Raw genomic sequence first — 16,945 nt, 5'->3', positions numbered from 1 at the left:
ATAACTTATTCAAACCCGACACCCCTGCTCAAATGATGGGAAGGTGCAGCTATGAGGGGAATAACGGATGGCGATCATTAATCTGTGTTCAGCAGGTGCGCGTATGGTGAGTAGTCAATTTGATTCCGCTTCAAGTGTTTTATAAGAAAGGCATGATCTGTACGAGGTGTAGCTTTGATATATCCTTCGATGCAGTGCTCACGCGTGACCTCGTTGGAACCGCTTTCTACAGCGATCTGTCCAATCTGGGCTGCGATCGAATGCTTAGCAATATCTCGAAAAGCTTTAGGAACAGGGTTGACCAGAATCTGTAAGAAGTCCTTGGAATCTTGCGTCCACAGCGGGCGGCTCCGATCTACCCAATAGTTCTGCCAGTCAAGCTTGGACATGCCGTCTTTCTTAGGCAGTACCTTTAAAAATTTGCGAAACATAAAGTATCCACCGATGCTCATGAAACCGAGCATGATGAAAGTCCATACGGCGATGGAATTCATAAACCAGTTCGGAGGAGAACTGTCAGCAAGTGGAAAAAGGTTTAGACCTAGATTCATCTCGATCACCTCAGCATAATTACCTTAATTTTCTAGCGTGTCTATAACAAATTATACCTCATTCCTAGATTTATTTCGATATTACCTGTAAAATAAGGAGAATTAACCTGAAGGAGTTGTATTATGCTAAAAATCGGATCACATGTCTCGTTCTCAGACAAAGGATTGGTAACAGCCGCGAAAGAAGCCGCAACCTACGGATCCAGCACATTTATGATATATACCGGGGCGCCGCAGAACACTCGCCGTAAACCAATAGATACGTTATTTATCGAAGAAGGCAAGCAATTGATGGCAGAGCAGGGCATCGATGAGATCGTCGTGCATGCGCCATACATCATTAATCTGGGATCGTACAAGCCTGACACGTTTGAGTTGGCGGTGAACTTCCTGCAGGAAGAGATTCGCCGTACCCATTACATCGGCGTGAAGCAGATCGTGCTGCATCCAGGCGCGTATACGGATAAAGATGCAGAGTTCGGTATTAATCGGATCGCAGAAGGATTGAATGAGGTCCTCAGCAACACGAATGATACAGATGTCAGCATTGCGCTGGAGACGATGGCAGGCAAAGGCACGGAGATCGGCCGCAGCTTTGAAGAGATTGCCTCTATTATAGACAAGGTGGAATTGAACAATCGTCTATCCGTGTGCATGGATACTTGTCATATTCACGATGCTGGATATGATATCGTAAACAACCTGGATGGCGTGCTTGAACAGTTTGACCGTGTAGTCGGCCTGGATCGAATAGCGGTTGTGCATCTCAATGACAGCAAAAACCCTACTGGAGCAGGCAAAGACCGACACACTCCTGTAGGCTCCGGATATATTGGCTACAACGGTATTCGCGGGGTCGTGAACCACGAAGCGCTGCAGGGAAGACCGTTTATTCTGGAAACACCTTGGATTGGGAAGGATGCCAAGAAGCAGTTCCCGATGTATGAGATCGAAATCGCATTGCTTCGTGGTGACGTAAAGGGACGCTTCGGTGAAGGTTTCTTGGAAGATGTAGAACGTCTGGAGCATTTCTTCGCTGGTGAAAACGTAGATCGCCGTGATTACGTCTTGGATACATGGAATGTATTGAAGAATGATGCCAAGGCTAAGAAGGCTGATCCGCGTGAGCCGTTGGAGCGCCTTTATGACCAAATCATTGGAGCGCAAGTGCTGCCGGATCTGAGAGAAGATCAAATTAATCAACGGCTTATCGCATGGTTTGCCGGTAAAGACATCCGATAGATCAGAACCTGCGATGTAAGCTTTATACTCGCTTCTGATCGATATAGAGAGATATTAGGGAGTGGAGGATACTACTATGACACACCAACATACTATGGCACAGGCTCGGCAGGAAGCCGATCGCGCGTCAATCAACAGAGCACGCATGCTCATTTCATGTCCCGATCGGGCTGGAATTGTTGCTGCAGTATCACGCTTCTTATATGAAAATGGAGCGAATATTGTACAATCCGATCAATATACAATGGATCCAGACGGCGGCATGTTCTTTATGCGCATTGAGTTCGATCTGGAGCAGCTTCATGAAAGATTGCCGCAAGTGAGGCAGGACTTCGCCAGCATTGCTGAATCGTTTGAGATGACATGGCGTATTGCTCGAGTCAGCAAGAAGAAGCGTTTAGCTATCTTCGTGTCGAAGGAAGACCATTGTCTGCTTGAGCTCATGTGGCAGTGGCAATCAGGCGATCTGGACGCTGATATTGCGATGGTCGTCAGCAATCACAATGATATGCGTGAATACGTCGAATCATTCGGCATTCCATATCATCATGTTCCCGTCACGGCTGATACGAAGGCGGAAGCAGAACGCCGTCAGGTCGAGCTGGTGGCAGGGCACGCGGATGTGATTATACTTGCTCGGTATATGCAGATTATTTCGCCGCGATTCATTGAGCAGTATCGCAACCAGATCATTAACATCCACCACTCCTTCCTGCCGGCATTCGTTGGCGGCAAGCCGTATCATCAAGCCTATAATCGCGGGGTGAAGCTTATTGGAGCGACGGCGCATTACGTAACGGAAGAGCTTGACGGCGGTCCGATTATCGAGCAGGACGTCGGTCGCGTTACGCATCGCGCTGATGTTAACGAGCTGAAGCGAATCGGTCGGACGATCGAGCGCGAAGTGCTGTCGCGTGCAGTACACTGGCATGTTGAAGATCGTGTCTTGGTGCATCAGAACAAGACGGTCGTATTTAACTAATACGTGGATAAATGAACCTCTGTACATCGTGTGAAGGCGCGGTTGCAGAGGTTTTTTTTATTAAATCTTAACATTCTCTTAACTCGCCCTTCGATTTAATTCAGATATACATAAGCATTTGCTAAACAAATGGTGCCTTAATTGTTAAGAACGCCCGATTATAATCTCCTCATAAGGCATGTAAGCCAAACTGAGGAGGAAGTTACGTATGATGAAATATCGGATTCAGAACATAAAGAAGCTGCTCATTTGTGTGATTTGCGTCCTGTTGCTGCAAGGCTGTGTACAAATCATTCCGAAAGACATAACCGTCTCTGTAAATGGAACTGTACTTCCGAAAGATCCAGATACAATACAGCTTCATCATAATCTTCTCATGGTATCGGAAGAGTTTATTGAGCAGGAGCTTGGTCTCGAGGTTAAGACTTCGATCGCGCAGCTTGAAGAGAACACATATTACAAGGATCAAGTCGCAGTGCTCATGTATCATCATCTGGAGCTGGAGCCAACAGCCAAAGGAGTGCTGTCTGTCGATTCATTCAAGCAGCAAATGGAATTGCTTCGCACCAAGGGATTTCATGTCATCAGTATGGAGGAGTATGTCAGCTACATGACGGAAGGGGCGGAAGTTCCGGATAACGCAGTGATGATTACATTTGATGATGGATATGAGAGCTTCTATACGTACGCTTTTCCGATTCTGAAGGAGTATGGGTATCCTGCAACCAACTTTGTGATCGTATCTGCTATTGATCAGCAGACAGGAATCAAGAAGATGACCTGGGATCAGATGAGAGAAATGAAGCAAGCCGGCATGAGCTTCTACAGCCATACCTATAATTCACATCAGTATAAGGAGATCAATAAGAAGGGCAAGAAAGCAGCGATGCTGTCTGGGGAACTGTATCTTCCTGATGAGAAGCGTGTCGAGACAAAGGATGAATACTTGAAGCGCGTGAGGCTTGATCTGAGCACCGCAGAGCAGCGCTTGCACGAAGAGCTGGGCAACACGATGGGCATCATCGCTTTCCCTTATGGCGTATCCAATAAAGATGTGTTTGATGTGTTAAATGAACTGGAGATCAAGCTGTCATTTACGATTCGAGCAGGCATGACGACTAGAGCGGATCACAATGCATTTCGCTTCAACATGGGGACGATGGAGAAGACGCCAGAGCAACTGGTAGCGGCCTTGCATGGAAATGAAGACAACAAAGAAATGGTTCGCATTCAGATGGATGGCAAGGATATCCGTTTCGTTGAAGCGCAGCCGTGCAAGATCAAGGGTACGATGATGTATCCGCTGGGAGAGCTCAGCAGGATGTTCGATATCGACGTGCAATGGGACAAAGACACGAAGACCGTTCATCTCATGAAAAAAGTGTAAGTAAGGTTAATGATGGATGGAGCTGTTTATTTAATGGAAAAAGAGAAAGTTGACTTTTTATCGATCTATCGAGCAATGGCGATTATGGCAGTTATACTCATTCATTCTACGTCCCAGCCGGTTGCTGCCGCAAAGACCTCTGATCTATATTACATCTATGTGTTTCTCAACATCGCTGCGAAGTTTGCCGTTCCGTCCTTCATTTGCTTAACCGCATTTGTACTATTTTATAATTATGCTCATAGAGGGCTAAAGCCTGCACAGATCATGTCCTTCTACTATAAGCGCTTGAAATACATACTGGTTCCGTACTTCATGGCCTCGCTCTGCTACTTCGTACTCGTCCAAACTATTCGCGGCGACTTCGGCCTGAGCTGGGCCCAGCTTCGTCTGCTTGGGGAAGAATTGCTCACAGGAACTGCTTACACGCATTTATATTACATTGTCATCATCGTACAATTCTATTTGCTGTTTCCAATTCATCTACTGCTCTCTCGTTCACGGACGTTTGTGAAATACAGCATCTGGATCGGGCTGCTGCTGCAGTGGGCTTTCGTTCTGCTGAATAAATATGAATGGCAGCTTCCTCGAACGGGAAGCATCTTTCTCTCTTATATGAGCATCTGGATGCTCGGTGCTTCCTCGGGATCCATTGGGAGAGATGTAGAGCTTGGCTCGAATCTTTGTTCAATCCTGCTGCCGACCGTCGATACATGAAATGGAATAGGCTGCTGTGGATAGGTTGGGCAGTCGTTACTCTAACACATGTTCAGGCGTGGTATATGACTCATTTGGAGATGCTCGTCATGAACACGCTTATCTATGAAGCCTTGTTTAAGCTGCAGAGCTTGCTGTCTTGTCTCGTGCTATTTCAGGCCTCATCTCTTATTCATCGCCGCGGTAAGGAGATATGGGTCAAGCTGATGCATAACCTTGGGGAAGTATCATTTGGAGTCTACCTGCTGCATCCGGTGCTGTTGTTTATCTATCGCAAGCTTCCTTGGCACGGGGGCTCACCATGGCTGTATCCGCTCTGGATCGCGGGCGGCTTCGCAGTGGCTTTAGGGCTAACGTGGCTCATCGTTGCCTACTTATCCAGGAGGCTCCCAATGTCCTGGATCTTCTTTGGCTCGAACGCGAAGCGTCCTTCAGTCCATCAGCACCACAGCTCTATTTCGAATCAAGCAACAGATGGCCGACATTTGTAAGCTTTTATAGGTGTGATGAGCTCTTTTGACCAAGACATACCAGCCATCGGATGATATGATGAGGGTATTGTGATCGTGGGTTTATTTCCCATGATGCTTGGTGGTTGGAACAGAATAGGTCAAAGGAGTATGCCTCATGTCAAGGGAAACAATACTGCTGGTGGATGATGAGAAAGAGATTGTAGAGCTGATCGAGATCTATCTGAAAAATGAAGGCTATCAGCTACTCAGAGCCGCGAACGGCTTGGAAGCGCTGAAGCAGCTGCAAGCTCATTCTGTTGATCTCATCATATTAGATGTAATGATGCCTGAGATGGATGGTATTCAGGCCTGCATGAAGATCAGGGAGCAGAACAATATCCCAATCATCATGCTATCTGCAAAGAGTCAGGATATTGATAAGATCGCAGGACTAAGCATCGGTGCGGACGATTATGTGACGAAGCCGTTTAACCCGCTGGTGCTTGTGGCGAGAGTGAAGTCACATCTGCGCAGATATATGCAATTCAATTCTGCAGCTCCGCTTAAAGAGAATGAAGTCCAGATTGATGATCTGATTATCAATTTTAGCACGCATAAGGTTATGGTAGATGAGAAAGAAGTGAAGCTGACGCCGAGAGAGTTTGCTATATTGAAGCTGCTTGCTGAGAATAAAGGTATCGTGTTAAGCATGGATCGCATCTATGAGGAAGTATGGAATGAGCCGTTTATGGAATCGAAAAATACGGTGATGGTACATATTCGCAAGCTTCGGGAGAAGATTGAGAGGGATAGCCAGAATCCGAGATTCATTAAGACGGTGTGGGGAATCGGCTATAAGCTCGAATCTTCCTAAGGAGAGCAATAGATGAATTCGAATAAATGGAGTTTTAGTATAAGATGGAAGTTTCTAGCGGCATTTATTGGCAGTCTGGCTATAACAGCCCTAGTATTGCTGCTCGGGAATATAATAGCTGCGAGATTATTATTGACAGGTATTCCAGCATTCACGACGCCAATGCATTGGATAATTAACAATATTGGTTCAACCGCAATTATGATTATCTTCGGAACCATCGTATTCACTGCCAGCTTCTATTGGTTAAGTCTGCCGATGGTCCGTTATATTCATAGGATCGAACAGGTTGTTCAAGAACTGGCATCAGGACGTATGCTGTCAAATGTGTCTTCTAAGTCTTCCCATGAGCTTGGCGCGCTTGCCCAGCAGGTGAACGAGGCGGTAGCGGAGCTGAACAGCTATATGCTCGAGATTAAGCAGGGCTTACAGGAGATTGCGACTGGAAACTTCGAACATACGATCCCAGTTCGGGAGCTTAGTGAGTTGGGAGAAGTCGCAGACCATATCAATAAGATGAGTGCGCAGCTAAGTCGATCGATTGAGGAAGAACGCAATGCAGAGAAGACAAAGAATGACTTGATTACCGGTGTGTCGCATGATCTGCGCACGCCGTTGACGTCTATTCTAGGCTTTCTGGAATTGATCGAGAAGGATCGTTATCAAGACGAGGTAGAGCTTCGCTATTATGTGAACATCGCCTATGAGAAATCATTGCGCTTGAAGAAGCTGATCGATGATTTATTTGAATATACGAGAATAAATAACGGTATGCCGCTTATGCTTGCTGAGCTTGACTTGGTAGACTTCATGCAGCAATTAGCGGATGAATTCGTTCCGGTGCTGGAAGAAGCGGATATGACGTGCCGCATTCATGCACCTGATGAACCTGTCAAAGTGATTGTAGACGGAGATCAGCTCGTTCGCGCCTTCAGCAATCTAATGTCCAACGCTGTTCGATATGGACATGTTGGTAAGATTATCGATATCTATCTAGAGGCAGACGCAGATCGAGCGACCGTGAAGGTGACGAACTATGGTCCGCCTATTCCGGTACGGGATATACCTTATGTATTCGACCGCTTCTACCGAGTAGATTCGTCGCGGCAGGTGACGACGGGCGGAACCGGACTTGGACTTGCGATTACGAAAAGTATCATTCAAGCTCTTGGCGGACAGATAACCGTGTATAGCAATCAGCGACACACTACATTTGAGACGAGCTTGCCGTTGAAACGATGATAGCGATGATAGCGAAACCCATGGTCTAAGCTCGATGTTACGCGTTAAAGTGAGGAAGATACCGAGTGAACCGTCTGCATCGTGATTATTCAGAGAAATTCGCATATAGTCAAGTAGCGCTCCTGTATAACTAGTGGTACAATAATGCAAAATGACATAAACAAGCTCGAGTAGACTGTCTTGAACGAGTCTGCCTCCAGCGACTAGAGAGGGAGGAAATCATCAATGACTGTAACATCTTCTAATATTGATTCCTTGTCCATTGCTACTATTCGGACGCTGGCAATTGATGCAATCGAGAAAGCGAAATCCGGCCATCCGGGCATGCCAATGGGAGCGGCACCGATGGGTTATCATTTATTTGCAAAGGAAATGACGCACAACCCGGTTAATCCGACATGGATCAATCGCGATCGTTTCGTATTGTCTGCTGGTCATGGCTCCATGCTTCTCTATAGCTTGCTGCATCTTAGCGGCTATGACCTACCAATGGAAGAGATTAAGCAGTTCCGTCAATGGGGAAGCAAGACGCCTGGTCATCCGGAATTCGGACATACAGCCGGTGTTGATGCCACTACAGGACCGCTTGGACAAGGTATTGCAATGGCGGTAGGTATGGCTATGGCAGAAGCTCAAATGGGAGCTACATATAATCGTGAAGGCTTTAATGTAATTGATCATCATACATTTGTTATCTGCGGTGATGGCGACCTGATGGAAGGCGTATCTCATGAAGCTGCTTCTATGGCTGCCCACATGAAGCTGGGCAAGATGATCGTCCTCTATGATTCTAACGATATCACGCTTGACGGTGAAGCAAACCTGTCTTTTAGCGAGAATGTACGCCAGCGCTTTGACGCATATGGATGGCATACGCTGTTGGTTGAAGACGGCAACGACTTGGCTGCGATCGCAGCAGCGGTTGAAGCAGGGAAGGCTGAGTCGAACAAGCCAACTTTGATCGAAGTGAAGACGGTTATCGGCTACGGCAGCCCGAACAAGCAAGGCAAGGGCGGACATGGCGGTACTCACGGTTCTCCGCTTGGTTCAGAAGAAGCAAAGCTGACGAAAGAAAACTACAAGTGGACATTCGAAGCTGACTTCCATGTACCGGATGAAGTATATGCTCATTTCGAGCAGAACGCGAAGCAAAAGGGTATCGAAGCTAATAAAGCTTGGGATGCGATGGTGGCTCAATACACAGTGGCGTACCCAGTGCTGGCTGAGCAGTTCAAGACAGCTGTCAGCGGCAATCTGCCTGCAGATTGGGATGCATCGTTGCCGTCGTATTCTGTCGAGGATAAAGCTCTATCGACACGTGTTGCTTCCGGTAACGCTCTGAATGGCTTGGCGAAGCATATTCCGTTCTTAACAGGCGGATCCGCTGACCTCGAGAGCTCGACGATGACTCACATGAACGGCTTGACGAACTTCCAGCCAGGTCAATACGACGGCCGCAACATTTACTTCGGCGTGCGCGAGTTCGCGATGGCTGCAGCGATGAACGGCATGATGCTGCACGGCGGCGTGAAGGTATTTGGCGGAACGTTCTTCGTGTTTACCGATTACTTGCGTCCAGCAGTGCGCTTGTCCGCTATTCAAGGTCTGCCTGTCACGTATGTGCTGACACATGACAGCATCGCTGTCGGTGAGGACGGTCCTACGCATGAGCCGATCGAGCAATTGGCATCTGTGCGGATCATTCCGAACGTGACCGTCATTCGTCCAGCGGACGGCAATGAAACTTCCGCTGCATGGGCCTATGCGATGCAGAACAAGAACAATCCTGTCGTGCTCGTTCTGACACGTCAGAACCTGCCGATCCTTGCTGCTTCGCAAGAGCATGCTCGCGAGGGCATAGCTCGCGGCGCTTATGTGGTGTCCGAAGCGCAGAACGGCAAGCCTCAAGCACAGCTGATCGCTACTGGCTCCGAAGTACAGCTCGCTGTCCGCGCGCAAGCGGCGCTGGCTGAAGAAGGCATCCATGTTCGCGTCATCAGCATGCCGAGCTGGGATCTGTTCGATAAGCAGCCGCAGGATTATAAGGATTCTGTGCTCCTTCCAGATGTGAAGGCGCGTCTCGCGATTGAAATGGCGCATCCGTTCGGCTGGGATCGCTATGTCGGCGACCAAGGCAGCGTGCTCGGCATTTCCACATTCGGTGCATCGGCGCCTGGAGATCGCGTTATGAGCGAATACGGATTCACCGTTGAGAATGTAGTGAAGCGCGTTAAAGCGCTGCTCTAATATAAACGCATCAAGACATAACAAAGCCCGCTGTTCAGCTGTATAGCTGCAGCGGGCTTTGTTGCATCAATTTATACAAAGTGCCCTTATGTCTGCTTACTTTGGTTGGATAGCATGTCCGATCCACTGCTCGTAGATCTTGACCACAGAGCATAGATCCTCTGGACCGTAGCCTTGGGTCTGTCCCATCTGGAACGTGCTCTTAGCCTGCTCGAGCAGCGGTGTTGGCAGCTGCATGGAATCGGTCAGCACGGAAGCGAGCTTCAAGTCCTTCAGCATCAATTGGAGCGAGAACTGATTGTCGAAGTTGCCGTCAATAATCTTCTGGCCTTTCAGATCGGCTGCTTTGCTGCCTGCGCTGCCATTTTGCACAACCTCGAGGAATGCGGTTGGGTTAACATCCGCCTTGGAAACGATGGAGAAGCCTTCCGCCAGCGCAATATTATTAATGCCGACAATCGTATTGTGCGCGAGCTTTGTTATTGCGCCGCTGCCGTTCGCTCCCATATGCACGATGCGTGTGCCCATCGCTTTGAATACTGGCATGGCTGCTTCGAGCACCTCAGCTTCGCCGCCAACCATGAAGAGCAGTGTGCCGGCTTCTGCGGCAGGCTTGCTTCCGGTTACGGGAGCATCAAGGAACTTGGCGCCGCGAGCCGCGCAATCCTCTGCCAGCTTCTTCGCCAGCGAAGGCGAGATCGTACTGCTGTCGATGACGATCGTACCAGGCTTCAGAGCTGCGAGAATACCGTCTTCACCATCATATATGCAATGGATGGAATGATCATCGCTCACCATTGTGATCACGACATCAACGGAGGCAGCAGCCTCGCCGGGAGTATGAACCAGCTTCGCGCCTTGCGCAGCAAGCGGCTCTCCTTTAGCAGCAGTGCGGTTATAAACCGTAAGCTCGAATCCTTTAGTTAACAAATTGAGAGCCATCGGATAGCCCATCGTTCCTAGTCCAAGTAATGCTACTTTCTTCATATCGGGTTCACCTCTTGTATGATATCGTGCATGTTAGACATATAAAGAGCTTGTTTACATCGCTTATTGTAGCATAATTACATCCACCAACGCAGGCAATGATTGGGATAAGGTTCTGATGTAGTGGAATCATAAGAGATGTCAAAACTTATGGTGGAAAGTGGAGGTGATAGCGCATTTATATGGAATTTTTATCGAGTTCAACAAATTAGTTTTGCCGTGTAACCCCTTTCAAGCAGGGGGTTCGCTTGTTTTTACTAGTGAAATCCAGTATCCTAAGTTTATAACTATTTTCATGGATTAAAGTGGAAAAGTAAACCATTTCCATGTATCACAGCACTTCATTTCAGCAGAGGAGGGTGTACAATGACTAAAAAAGTGCACTTCGATTATAGCAAAGCTTTGACTTTTGTTGGACAACATGAAATCGACTACTTGGCAGAGCCAATCCGATTGGCTCATGAGCAACTACATAATAAGAGCGGAGCAGGCTCCGATTACTTGGGTTGGATTGACCTTCCAACTAACTATGATAAAGAAGAATTCGCTCGCATTAAGCAAGCGGCAGCGAACATTCAAGCGAACTCCGATGTATTGATCGTTATCGGTATCGGCGGTTCTTACCTGGGCGCTCGCGCAGCAATCGAGATGTTGGGACATTCCTTCTACAACATGCTGCCTAAGGATAAACGCAAGACTCCAGAAATCTATTTCGCAGGCAACAACATCAGTTCTACATATGTTTCTCACCTGCTTGAGCTTATTGAAGGCAAGGACTTCTCCGTGAATGTTATTTCGAAGTCTGGTACGACGACAGAGCCGGCAATCGCATTCCGTATCTTCAAGGAAGCGCTTGAGAAGAAATATGGCAAGGAAGAAGCGAAGAAACGGATCTATGCAACAACAGACCGTGAGAAGGGCGCGCTTAAGAAGCTTTCAACAGAAGAAGGCTACGAAACGTTCATCATTCCAGACGATGTAGGCGGCCGTTATTCTGTTCTCACAGCAGTTGGTTTGCTGCCAATTGCGACAGCAGGCATCAACATTGATGACATGATGCAAGGTGCTGCAGACGCTGCTAAGGAATACAGCAATCCGAATGTAGCAGAGAACATGAGCTACCAATACGCTGCAGTACGCAATGCGCTGTATCGCAAAGGCAAAGCTATTGAGATTCTCGTCAACTATGAGCCTTCATTGCACTATGTTTCGGAGTGGTGGAAGCAGTTGTTCGGCGAGAGTGAAGGTAAAGACTTCAAAGGCTTGTACCCAGCTTCCGTTGATTTCTCAACTGACTTGCACTCTATGGGCCAATTCGTTCAGGAGGGCGCACGCAACCTGTTTGAAACGGTCATTCAAGTTGAAGAAGTGAAGAACCAAATTACAATTAATGAGGATCCAGCTGATCTGGATGGCTTGAACTTCTTGGCTGGCAAAACGATGGATTTCGTTAACAAAAAGGCATTCCAAGGCACTATGCTCGCACATACAGACGGTCAAGTACCGAACCTGATCGTGACGATTCCAGACATGACACCATACTCCTTCGGATACTTGGTTACCTTCTTCGAGAAAGCTTGCGGTATCAGCGGCTATCTGCTCGGAGTCAATCCTTTCGACCAACCGGGAGTTGAAGCTTACAAGAAGAACATGTTCGCTTTACTTGGCAAGCCTGGCTACGAGAAAGAGAAAGCAGAATTGGAATCTCGTTTGTCGAAATAAGGCTTTAGGTTCATATTATGAACGTTAGTTTGACGGCAAATCAAACAGCTTAGATATACAAATTGCCGCTGGAAGCAGTTTCTCTATGATGAGAAGCTGCTTTCTTGGCAATCTTGGAAGGTGAAACACTTGTTGGAAAGATATAAGACGGTGCGAGAGTTCGGCAGCAAAGAAATCGTCATCAAAAAATCTCGCTTTATTGGTTATGCAAAGCCTGTTCAAACAGAAGAAGACGCAATCGCTTTTATTGAAGAAATCAAGAAGAAGCATTGGAACGCCACTCATAATTGTTCAGCTTACTGTATAGGCGAACGAAATGAGATTCAAAAGGCCTCTGATGACGGCGAACCGAGCGGCACTGCCGGAAAGCCAATCTTGGAAGTGATTAAGAATCAAGGCCTGAAGAACGTCGCGATCGTCGTTACGCGTTATTTTGGCGGGATCATGCTCGGAGCGGGAGGGTTAATCCGAGCATACACAGATGGGGCTGTGGCCGCTATTGAAGGTGCTGGCGCTATTGAGAAGGTGCTTCACCAGAAAGTGACGATCGAAGTGGATTACACTTGGTTAGGCAAGCTGGAGAATGAGCTAAGAAATAGAGGTACGCGAATGGGGGAGACACAATTTACCGACAAGGTTACGCTAGTTAGTTTGCCGGTAGTGTCTGAAAGCGATGCCTTTATTGCTTGGATAACCGACTTGACTCAGGGGCAAGCGGTGATTCAAAAGGAAGATTCAGAATATCATATTGAAGGAGAATAAGGAGAAGAAGCGCTATGCCAAGAAAAGCCGTAGAACAGGAATTGTCGCGAGAGCGCATTCTGGAGGTAGCGAGGCATCTGTTCGTCACGAAGGGCTATCGTTCCATATCGATGCGCAGTATAGGTCAGCAGTTAGGATACAGTCATGGTTCGCTTTATTATCATTTTAAAGATAAGGCAGAGCTGTTCTATGCTATTGTGCAGGAAGATTTCTGCAAGCTGGGGCGTCTGTTTGAACGAGTGCTTCATCAATCGCAGCACGATGGAATGTCGAAGCTTGAACAAGTCATGCTTGAATTTATTAGCTACGGGTTAAACAACCCGCATCATTATGAGATTATGTTTATGACTCGCGATGAAGAGCTGCTAGCGTATGCTCGTGCTGAACAAGGCCGATGCCTTGAGACATTTTCAACGATTGTCCGTCAATCGCTCAGTACTTATTTATCGAATGATCAAGACCGGCACAACATACCTCGCACCCTGTTCTTGGCCATGCACGGCTTCATTTCTTATTACATTCAGGATCAAGTCAGCTTTGAAGAAGTCAAGCCAGCAGCTTCCGCTCACGTTCGCTTCCTCTGTCGAAAAGCAGTTGATGAAGCTGCTCAGACTGCATGAATTCCCATATGTTATGAAAAAAAGGCGTCTTTTGACGTCTTTTTTCTTTAGTAAAGAACAGCGCTGCAGGTGTAATGAGTCATGGGACTAATGTGCTAAAGCGATAATGATAGAACTCTGTCGAATGACCTAATGGGGCATTAATGTTACGCGACGATCACGTTCAAGTGGTTCAGTTCATCAGTAACATTAAATTTCCGCAATTGTACCTGTACATATGAACCAAATATAAGCATTTCGAATAGGTTGCATAAGGAATTTTGAATTGTATCACCTGAAATGTATGTTAACGCCTATATTCAATGGTACATTTGTGTTATTGACAAATAATGGAGATATCTAGTAACATAACACCAAGTAAATTGCTTGGAATAATCATATATGGAGGAGGAGGGGACAACTGCGATGAATGCGATATTTCGGCATAAAGGAGCAATGTGGGGGTTTCGAACCACGTTATTGCTATATATCGTAATCTTGATTGTCCTGCCGATTGCAGGCATCTATGTTCATGCATGGTCAGAGGGATGGACTACATTTTGGGACAGCGTTTTTGAGCCCATTGCGTGGCAATCCGTATGGCTAACTTTCAAGCTGGCAGTGATCGCGGCACTTATTAATGCTGTACTAGGGACAATATGCGCTTGGGTGCTGCATCGCTATCGTTTCCCAGGTCGTGTGCTGTTGAACAGCTTAGTAGATCTTCCATTTGCGCTTCCAACGGCTGTTGGCGGATTGATGATCTTGCTGCTGCTTGGACCTAGCAGCATAGTGGGCCATTGGGCAGATCAGCTTGGATGGCGAATAGTATTCGATAAGCCTGCAATTGTGGTTGCGATGGTGTTCGTCACGTTTCCATTTGTCATACGTGCGATTCAACCGCTTCTCGAGGAAAGAGACAGATCTCAAGAAGAAGCAGCTCTTACCTTAGGCGCTTCCAAATGGCGTACCTTTATGCAGGTGCTGCTCCCGCAAATGAGACCTGGCATCGTGAGCGGCAGCATGCTGGCATTTTCTCGAGCTATAGCTGAATTTGGAGCGGTTGTGCTGATAGCTGGCAATATTCCCGGCAAGACCTTAGTAGCCTCCGTATATATATTCGGTGAGATTGAAAGCGGCAATCCGCAGGGGGCAGCCGCGATCTCGGTAATTCTGCTGACGATGTCATTTCTCATCCTATGGTTCGTTCATTCCGTACAATCTTGGGGGAATCGCACATGACATCTGACCCCAATCCAAGCAAACCCTCTTCTATAGGCAAGCTCCTTATCTTGGCAACCTACCTTATATTTGTCCTGCTTCTCGTCAGCCCATTATTGCAAATGCTCTATGGAGCATTCCAAGATGGCTTCCAAACGATCATAAATGCATTGCTTCGCACAGAGGCGCTGCATGCCATGTGGATGACAGCCGCAGTTGTACTTGTGGTTACGGGACTGAACACGCTATTTGGCGTATGTACGGCACTGCTGGTAGTTAGAGGCGGGTGGCTAAGTCGGTTTCTTCGAAAATGGATGAACAGTATCATCGACCTGCCTTTCGCAGTATCGCCCGTGATAGGCGGCTTCATGATTGTGCTGCTGCTCGGGCCGCATACGGTTCTTGGAGCGCTGCTATCTGAGGCAGGCTTCCCTATCGTTTATGCATTTCCGAGTATGGTATTAGCTACACTGTTTGTAACCTTTCCATTGATGGTTCGCGAGGTAGTGCCTGTACTTCAGGAAATAGGAACTCAGCAAGAGGAAGCGGCCTATATGATGGGGGCGTATTCGTGGACTACATTTTGGAGAGTAACTTGGCCTTCTATTCAATGGGGCGTTATTTACGGTATTGTGCTGACAGTAGCTCGTTCACTTGGTGAATTTGGCGCAGTACTTGTCGTATCAGGCAATATTATGAACAAAACACAGACGATGACCACGCTTGTTTATCAGGATGTGGACAATTTTAATATAGCAGCAGCTAACAGTCTAGCTGTTGTGCTTGCCATCATCTCAATCTCGCTGCTTCTAGTCATGGAATGGGCGAAGAGACGAAAAGGAGGGCCTGATCATGCACATTGAGGTTCAAAAGCTGAATAAATGGTTTGGACCCTATCAAGCAGTTAAGGATGTGAGCTTCAACATCGAAGCAGGCAAACTGATAGGGCTGCTCGGTCCAAGTGGCGGTGGTAAGACGTCTCTGCTGCGCATGCTGGCTGGGCTAGAACAGCCGGACAGCGGAGAGATTCGGTTTAAAGGGCGTGTGATGAACACGGTGCCGCCTCAAGAGCGCGGCATCGGATTCGTATTCCAGCATTATGCGCTGTTTAAGCATATGACGGTGTTCGATAATATCGCATTTGGCCTGAAAGTGAAAAAATGGTCAAAGGCGCGAATTAAAGCGCGTGTAAAGGAACTGCTGGAGCTTACTGGATTGAAGGACATCGAGAAGCGCTACCCTCATCAGTTGTCCGGAGGACAGCGGCAGCGAGTCGCCTTCGCGCGTGCTTTAGCGCCAGAACCGCAGCTGCTATTGCTTGATGAGCCCTTTGCGGCTATTGACGCTAAGATTCGCCAAGAACTGCGCAGTTGGCTGCGTCAGCTCATTGAGCAGGTTGGCATTACCTCGATATTCGTTACTCATGATCAGGATGAAGCGATTGAAGTCGCAGATGAGATCATGATTATACAGCAAGGGTATATGGAGCAGAAAGGGACACCTTGGGATATTTATAAGCACCCTGAGACCCCTTTTGTTGCATCATTTATCGGAGAGTCGACGATCGTTTCAGATATTCATTTGCTCAAAGGGTTTGAGAATGCGGCTGTGTGGACATCCAGCAAAGCGCTGATTCGGCCGGAGTATATCGAAATTGGAAAGCCCGGAGAACTTAGATTGCCATCTGCAAGTGAGCAGGGAGTAGTAAAGGCACTTCATTTTCGTGGCAGTGAGTGGCTTGTCGAAGTGGAGGTCGGTGACCTGCGTCTTAAAACGTATCGTTCGCTGGAGAGTCCTTCCTTAACTCCGGGTGAGCAAGTTCAGGTACTTGTGCATCGCATTTATTTGTTCCATGAACATGATCATTGGATGCTGGAGAATGCCCTCAAGAATGATCCTGCGCCCATATACATTTAGCCGGTATTTGAATGACTTGTCATTCTTACAGGTGAAATAAAGG

16 protein-coding genes are annotated in these 16,945 nt (G+C 47.4%); 14 read left to right on the top strand and 2 right to left on the bottom strand.

The annotated features are described in order from the left end of the window. Positions 1 to 77 precede the first annotated feature (77 nt). Positions 78 to 551, bottom strand: coding sequence for a DUF2621 family protein (locus ACXX53_RS03470; protein WP_458567198.1), 474 nt, complete (start codon positions 549 to 551; stop codon positions 78 to 80). Positions 552 to 674: 123 nt separating this feature from the next. Here ACXX53_RS03470 and ACXX53_RS03465 point away from each other — a divergent pair, with 123 nt between their 5' ends. From ACXX53_RS03465 to tkt, 8 genes are all read left to right on the top strand, one after another. After that, positions 675 to 1,793 carry a deoxyribonuclease IV gene (locus ACXX53_RS03465; RefSeq protein ID WP_458567197.1) on the top strand — a complete coding sequence of 373 codons (1,119 nt, stop codon included), beginning with the start codon at positions 675 to 677 and terminating at the stop codon, positions 1,791 to 1,793. 76 nt (positions 1,794 to 1,869) lie between these two features. Next, positions 1,870 to 2,775 (top strand): formyltetrahydrofolate deformylase, encoded by a 906-nt coding sequence (gene purU, locus ACXX53_RS03460; RefSeq protein WP_458567196.1) that lies wholly within the window; start codon positions 1,870 to 1,872, stop codon positions 2,773 to 2,775. Between the two features lie 208 nt (positions 2,776 to 2,983). After that, the gene (locus tag ACXX53_RS03455) at positions 2,984 to 4,162 is read left to right on the top strand and encodes a polysaccharide deacetylase family protein (protein ID WP_458567195.1); all 1,179 of its coding nucleotides are present in this window, start codon (positions 2,984 to 2,986) and stop codon (positions 4,160 to 4,162) included. Positions 4,163 to 4,195: 33 nt separating this feature from the next. Beyond that, entirely contained in the window at positions 4,196 to 4,879 is a 684-nt protein-coding gene (locus ACXX53_RS03450; RefSeq protein ID WP_458567194.1) for an acyltransferase family protein, read from the top strand. Continuing rightward, positions 4,876 to 5,370, top strand: a complete 495-nt coding sequence (locus ACXX53_RS03445) for an acyltransferase family protein (RefSeq protein WP_458567193.1) — start codon at positions 4,876 to 4,878, stop codon at positions 5,368 to 5,370. The genes ACXX53_RS03450 and ACXX53_RS03445 overlap by 4 nt, the downstream gene beginning before the upstream one ends. A gap of 136 nt (positions 5,371 to 5,506) precedes the next feature. After that, a complete protein-coding gene (locus ACXX53_RS03440; protein ID WP_458567192.1) occupies positions 5,507 to 6,205 on the top strand; it encodes a response regulator transcription factor in 699 nt (232 codons plus the stop codon). A gap of 12 nt (positions 6,206 to 6,217) precedes the next feature. Then, positions 6,218 to 7,447, top strand: a complete 1,230-nt coding sequence (locus tag ACXX53_RS03435; protein WP_458567191.1) for a sensor histidine kinase — start codon at positions 6,218 to 6,220, stop codon at positions 7,445 to 7,447. 225 nt (positions 7,448 to 7,672) lie between these two features. After that, positions 7,673 to 9,694: a transketolase gene (gene tkt / locus ACXX53_RS03430; RefSeq protein WP_458567190.1), complete on the top strand. Its 2,022-nt coding sequence runs from the start codon at positions 7,673 to 7,675 to the stop codon at positions 9,692 to 9,694. A 96-nt stretch (positions 9,695 to 9,790) separates the two neighbouring features. On the opposite strand, the gene ACXX53_RS03425 is transcribed toward tkt, so the two are convergent. Next, complete coding sequence (locus tag ACXX53_RS03425; RefSeq protein WP_458567189.1) at positions 9,791 to 10,681, bottom strand: NAD(P)-dependent oxidoreductase; 891 nt, start codon at positions 10,679 to 10,681, stop codon at positions 9,791 to 9,793. 366 nt (positions 10,682 to 11,047) lie between these two features. On the opposite strand from ACXX53_RS03425, the gene ACXX53_RS03420 reads away from it, so the two are divergent. The 6 genes from ACXX53_RS03420 to ACXX53_RS03395 all read left to right on the top strand — a co-directional run bounded on the left by ACXX53_RS03420 (position 11,048) and on the right by ACXX53_RS03395 (position 16,902). After that, entirely contained in the window at positions 11,048 to 12,403 is a 1,356-nt protein-coding gene (locus ACXX53_RS03420; protein WP_458567188.1) for a glucose-6-phosphate isomerase, read from the top strand. A gap of 129 nt (positions 12,404 to 12,532) precedes the next feature. After that, entirely contained in the window at positions 12,533 to 13,165 is a 633-nt protein-coding gene (locus ACXX53_RS03415) for a YigZ family protein (protein ID WP_458567667.1), read from the top strand. Positions 13,166 to 13,179: 14 nt separating this feature from the next. Next, positions 13,180 to 13,785, top strand: coding sequence for a TetR/AcrR family transcriptional regulator (locus tag ACXX53_RS03410; RefSeq protein ID WP_458567187.1), 606 nt, complete (start codon positions 13,180 to 13,182; stop codon positions 13,783 to 13,785). A gap of 405 nt (positions 13,786 to 14,190) precedes the next feature. Further along, a complete protein-coding gene (cysT, locus tag ACXX53_RS03405) occupies positions 14,191 to 15,006 on the top strand; it encodes a sulfate ABC transporter permease subunit CysT (RefSeq protein ID WP_458567186.1) in 816 nt (271 codons plus the stop codon). After that, complete coding sequence (locus ACXX53_RS03400) at positions 15,003 to 15,848, top strand: sulfate ABC transporter permease (RefSeq protein WP_458567185.1); 846 nt, start codon at positions 15,003 to 15,005, stop codon at positions 15,846 to 15,848. Before cysT ends, ACXX53_RS03400 begins: the two co-directional genes overlap by 4 nt. Beyond that, positions 15,838 to 16,902 carry a sulfate/molybdate ABC transporter ATP-binding protein gene (locus ACXX53_RS03395; protein ID WP_458567184.1) on the top strand — a complete coding sequence of 355 codons (1,065 nt, stop codon included), beginning with the start codon at positions 15,838 to 15,840 and terminating at the stop codon, positions 16,900 to 16,902. Before ACXX53_RS03400 ends, ACXX53_RS03395 begins: the two co-directional genes overlap by 11 nt. Positions 16,903 to 16,945 lie beyond the last annotated feature (43 nt).

It is taken from the genome of Paenibacillus marinisediminis, assembly GCF_054343325.1.
The sequence above is the reverse complement of the archived record's forward strand: the minus strand, read 5'-3'. Positions and strand labels throughout refer to the sequence as shown.

Bases quoted from the DNA above. Each gene is read 5' to 3' on its own strand.
- ACXX53_RS03470 (WP_458567198.1), bottom strand. From the start codon at position 551: ATGAATCTAGGTCTAAACCTTTTTCCACTTGCTGACAGTTCTCCTCCG.
- ACXX53_RS03465 (WP_458567197.1), top strand. From the start codon at position 675: ATGCTAAAAATCGGATCACATGTCTCGTTCTCAGACAAAGGATTGGTA.
- purU (WP_458567196.1), top strand. From the start codon at position 1,870: ATGACACACCAACATACTATGGCACAGGCTCGGCAGGAAGCCGATCGC.
- ACXX53_RS03455 (WP_458567195.1), top strand. From the start codon at position 2,984: ATGATGAAATATCGGATTCAGAACATAAAGAAGCTGCTCATTTGTGTG.
- ACXX53_RS03450 (WP_458567194.1), top strand. From the start codon at position 4,196: ATGGAAAAAGAGAAAGTTGACTTTTTATCGATCTATCGAGCAATGGCG.
- ACXX53_RS03445 (WP_458567193.1), top strand. From the start codon at position 4,876: ATGAAATGGAATAGGCTGCTGTGGATAGGTTGGGCAGTCGTTACTCTA.
- ACXX53_RS03440 (WP_458567192.1), top strand. From the start codon at position 5,507: ATGTCAAGGGAAACAATACTGCTGGTGGATGATGAGAAAGAGATTGTA.
- ACXX53_RS03435 (WP_458567191.1), top strand. From the start codon at position 6,218: ATGAATTCGAATAAATGGAGTTTTAGTATAAGATGGAAGTTTCTAGCG.
- tkt (WP_458567190.1), top strand. From the start codon at position 7,673: ATGACTGTAACATCTTCTAATATTGATTCCTTGTCCATTGCTACTATT.
- ACXX53_RS03425 (WP_458567189.1), bottom strand. From the start codon at position 10,681: ATGAAGAAAGTAGCATTACTTGGACTAGGAACGATGGGCTATCCGATG.
- ACXX53_RS03420 (WP_458567188.1), top strand. From the start codon at position 11,048: ATGACTAAAAAAGTGCACTTCGATTATAGCAAAGCTTTGACTTTTGTT.
- ACXX53_RS03410 (WP_458567187.1), top strand. From the start codon at position 13,180: ATGCCAAGAAAAGCCGTAGAACAGGAATTGTCGCGAGAGCGCATTCTG.
- cysT (WP_458567186.1), top strand. From the start codon at position 14,191: ATGAATGCGATATTTCGGCATAAAGGAGCAATGTGGGGGTTTCGAACC.
- ACXX53_RS03400 (WP_458567185.1), top strand. From the start codon at position 15,003: ATGACATCTGACCCCAATCCAAGCAAACCCTCTTCTATAGGCAAGCTC.
- ACXX53_RS03395 (WP_458567184.1), top strand. From the start codon at position 15,838: ATGCACATTGAGGTTCAAAAGCTGAATAAATGGTTTGGACCCTATCAA.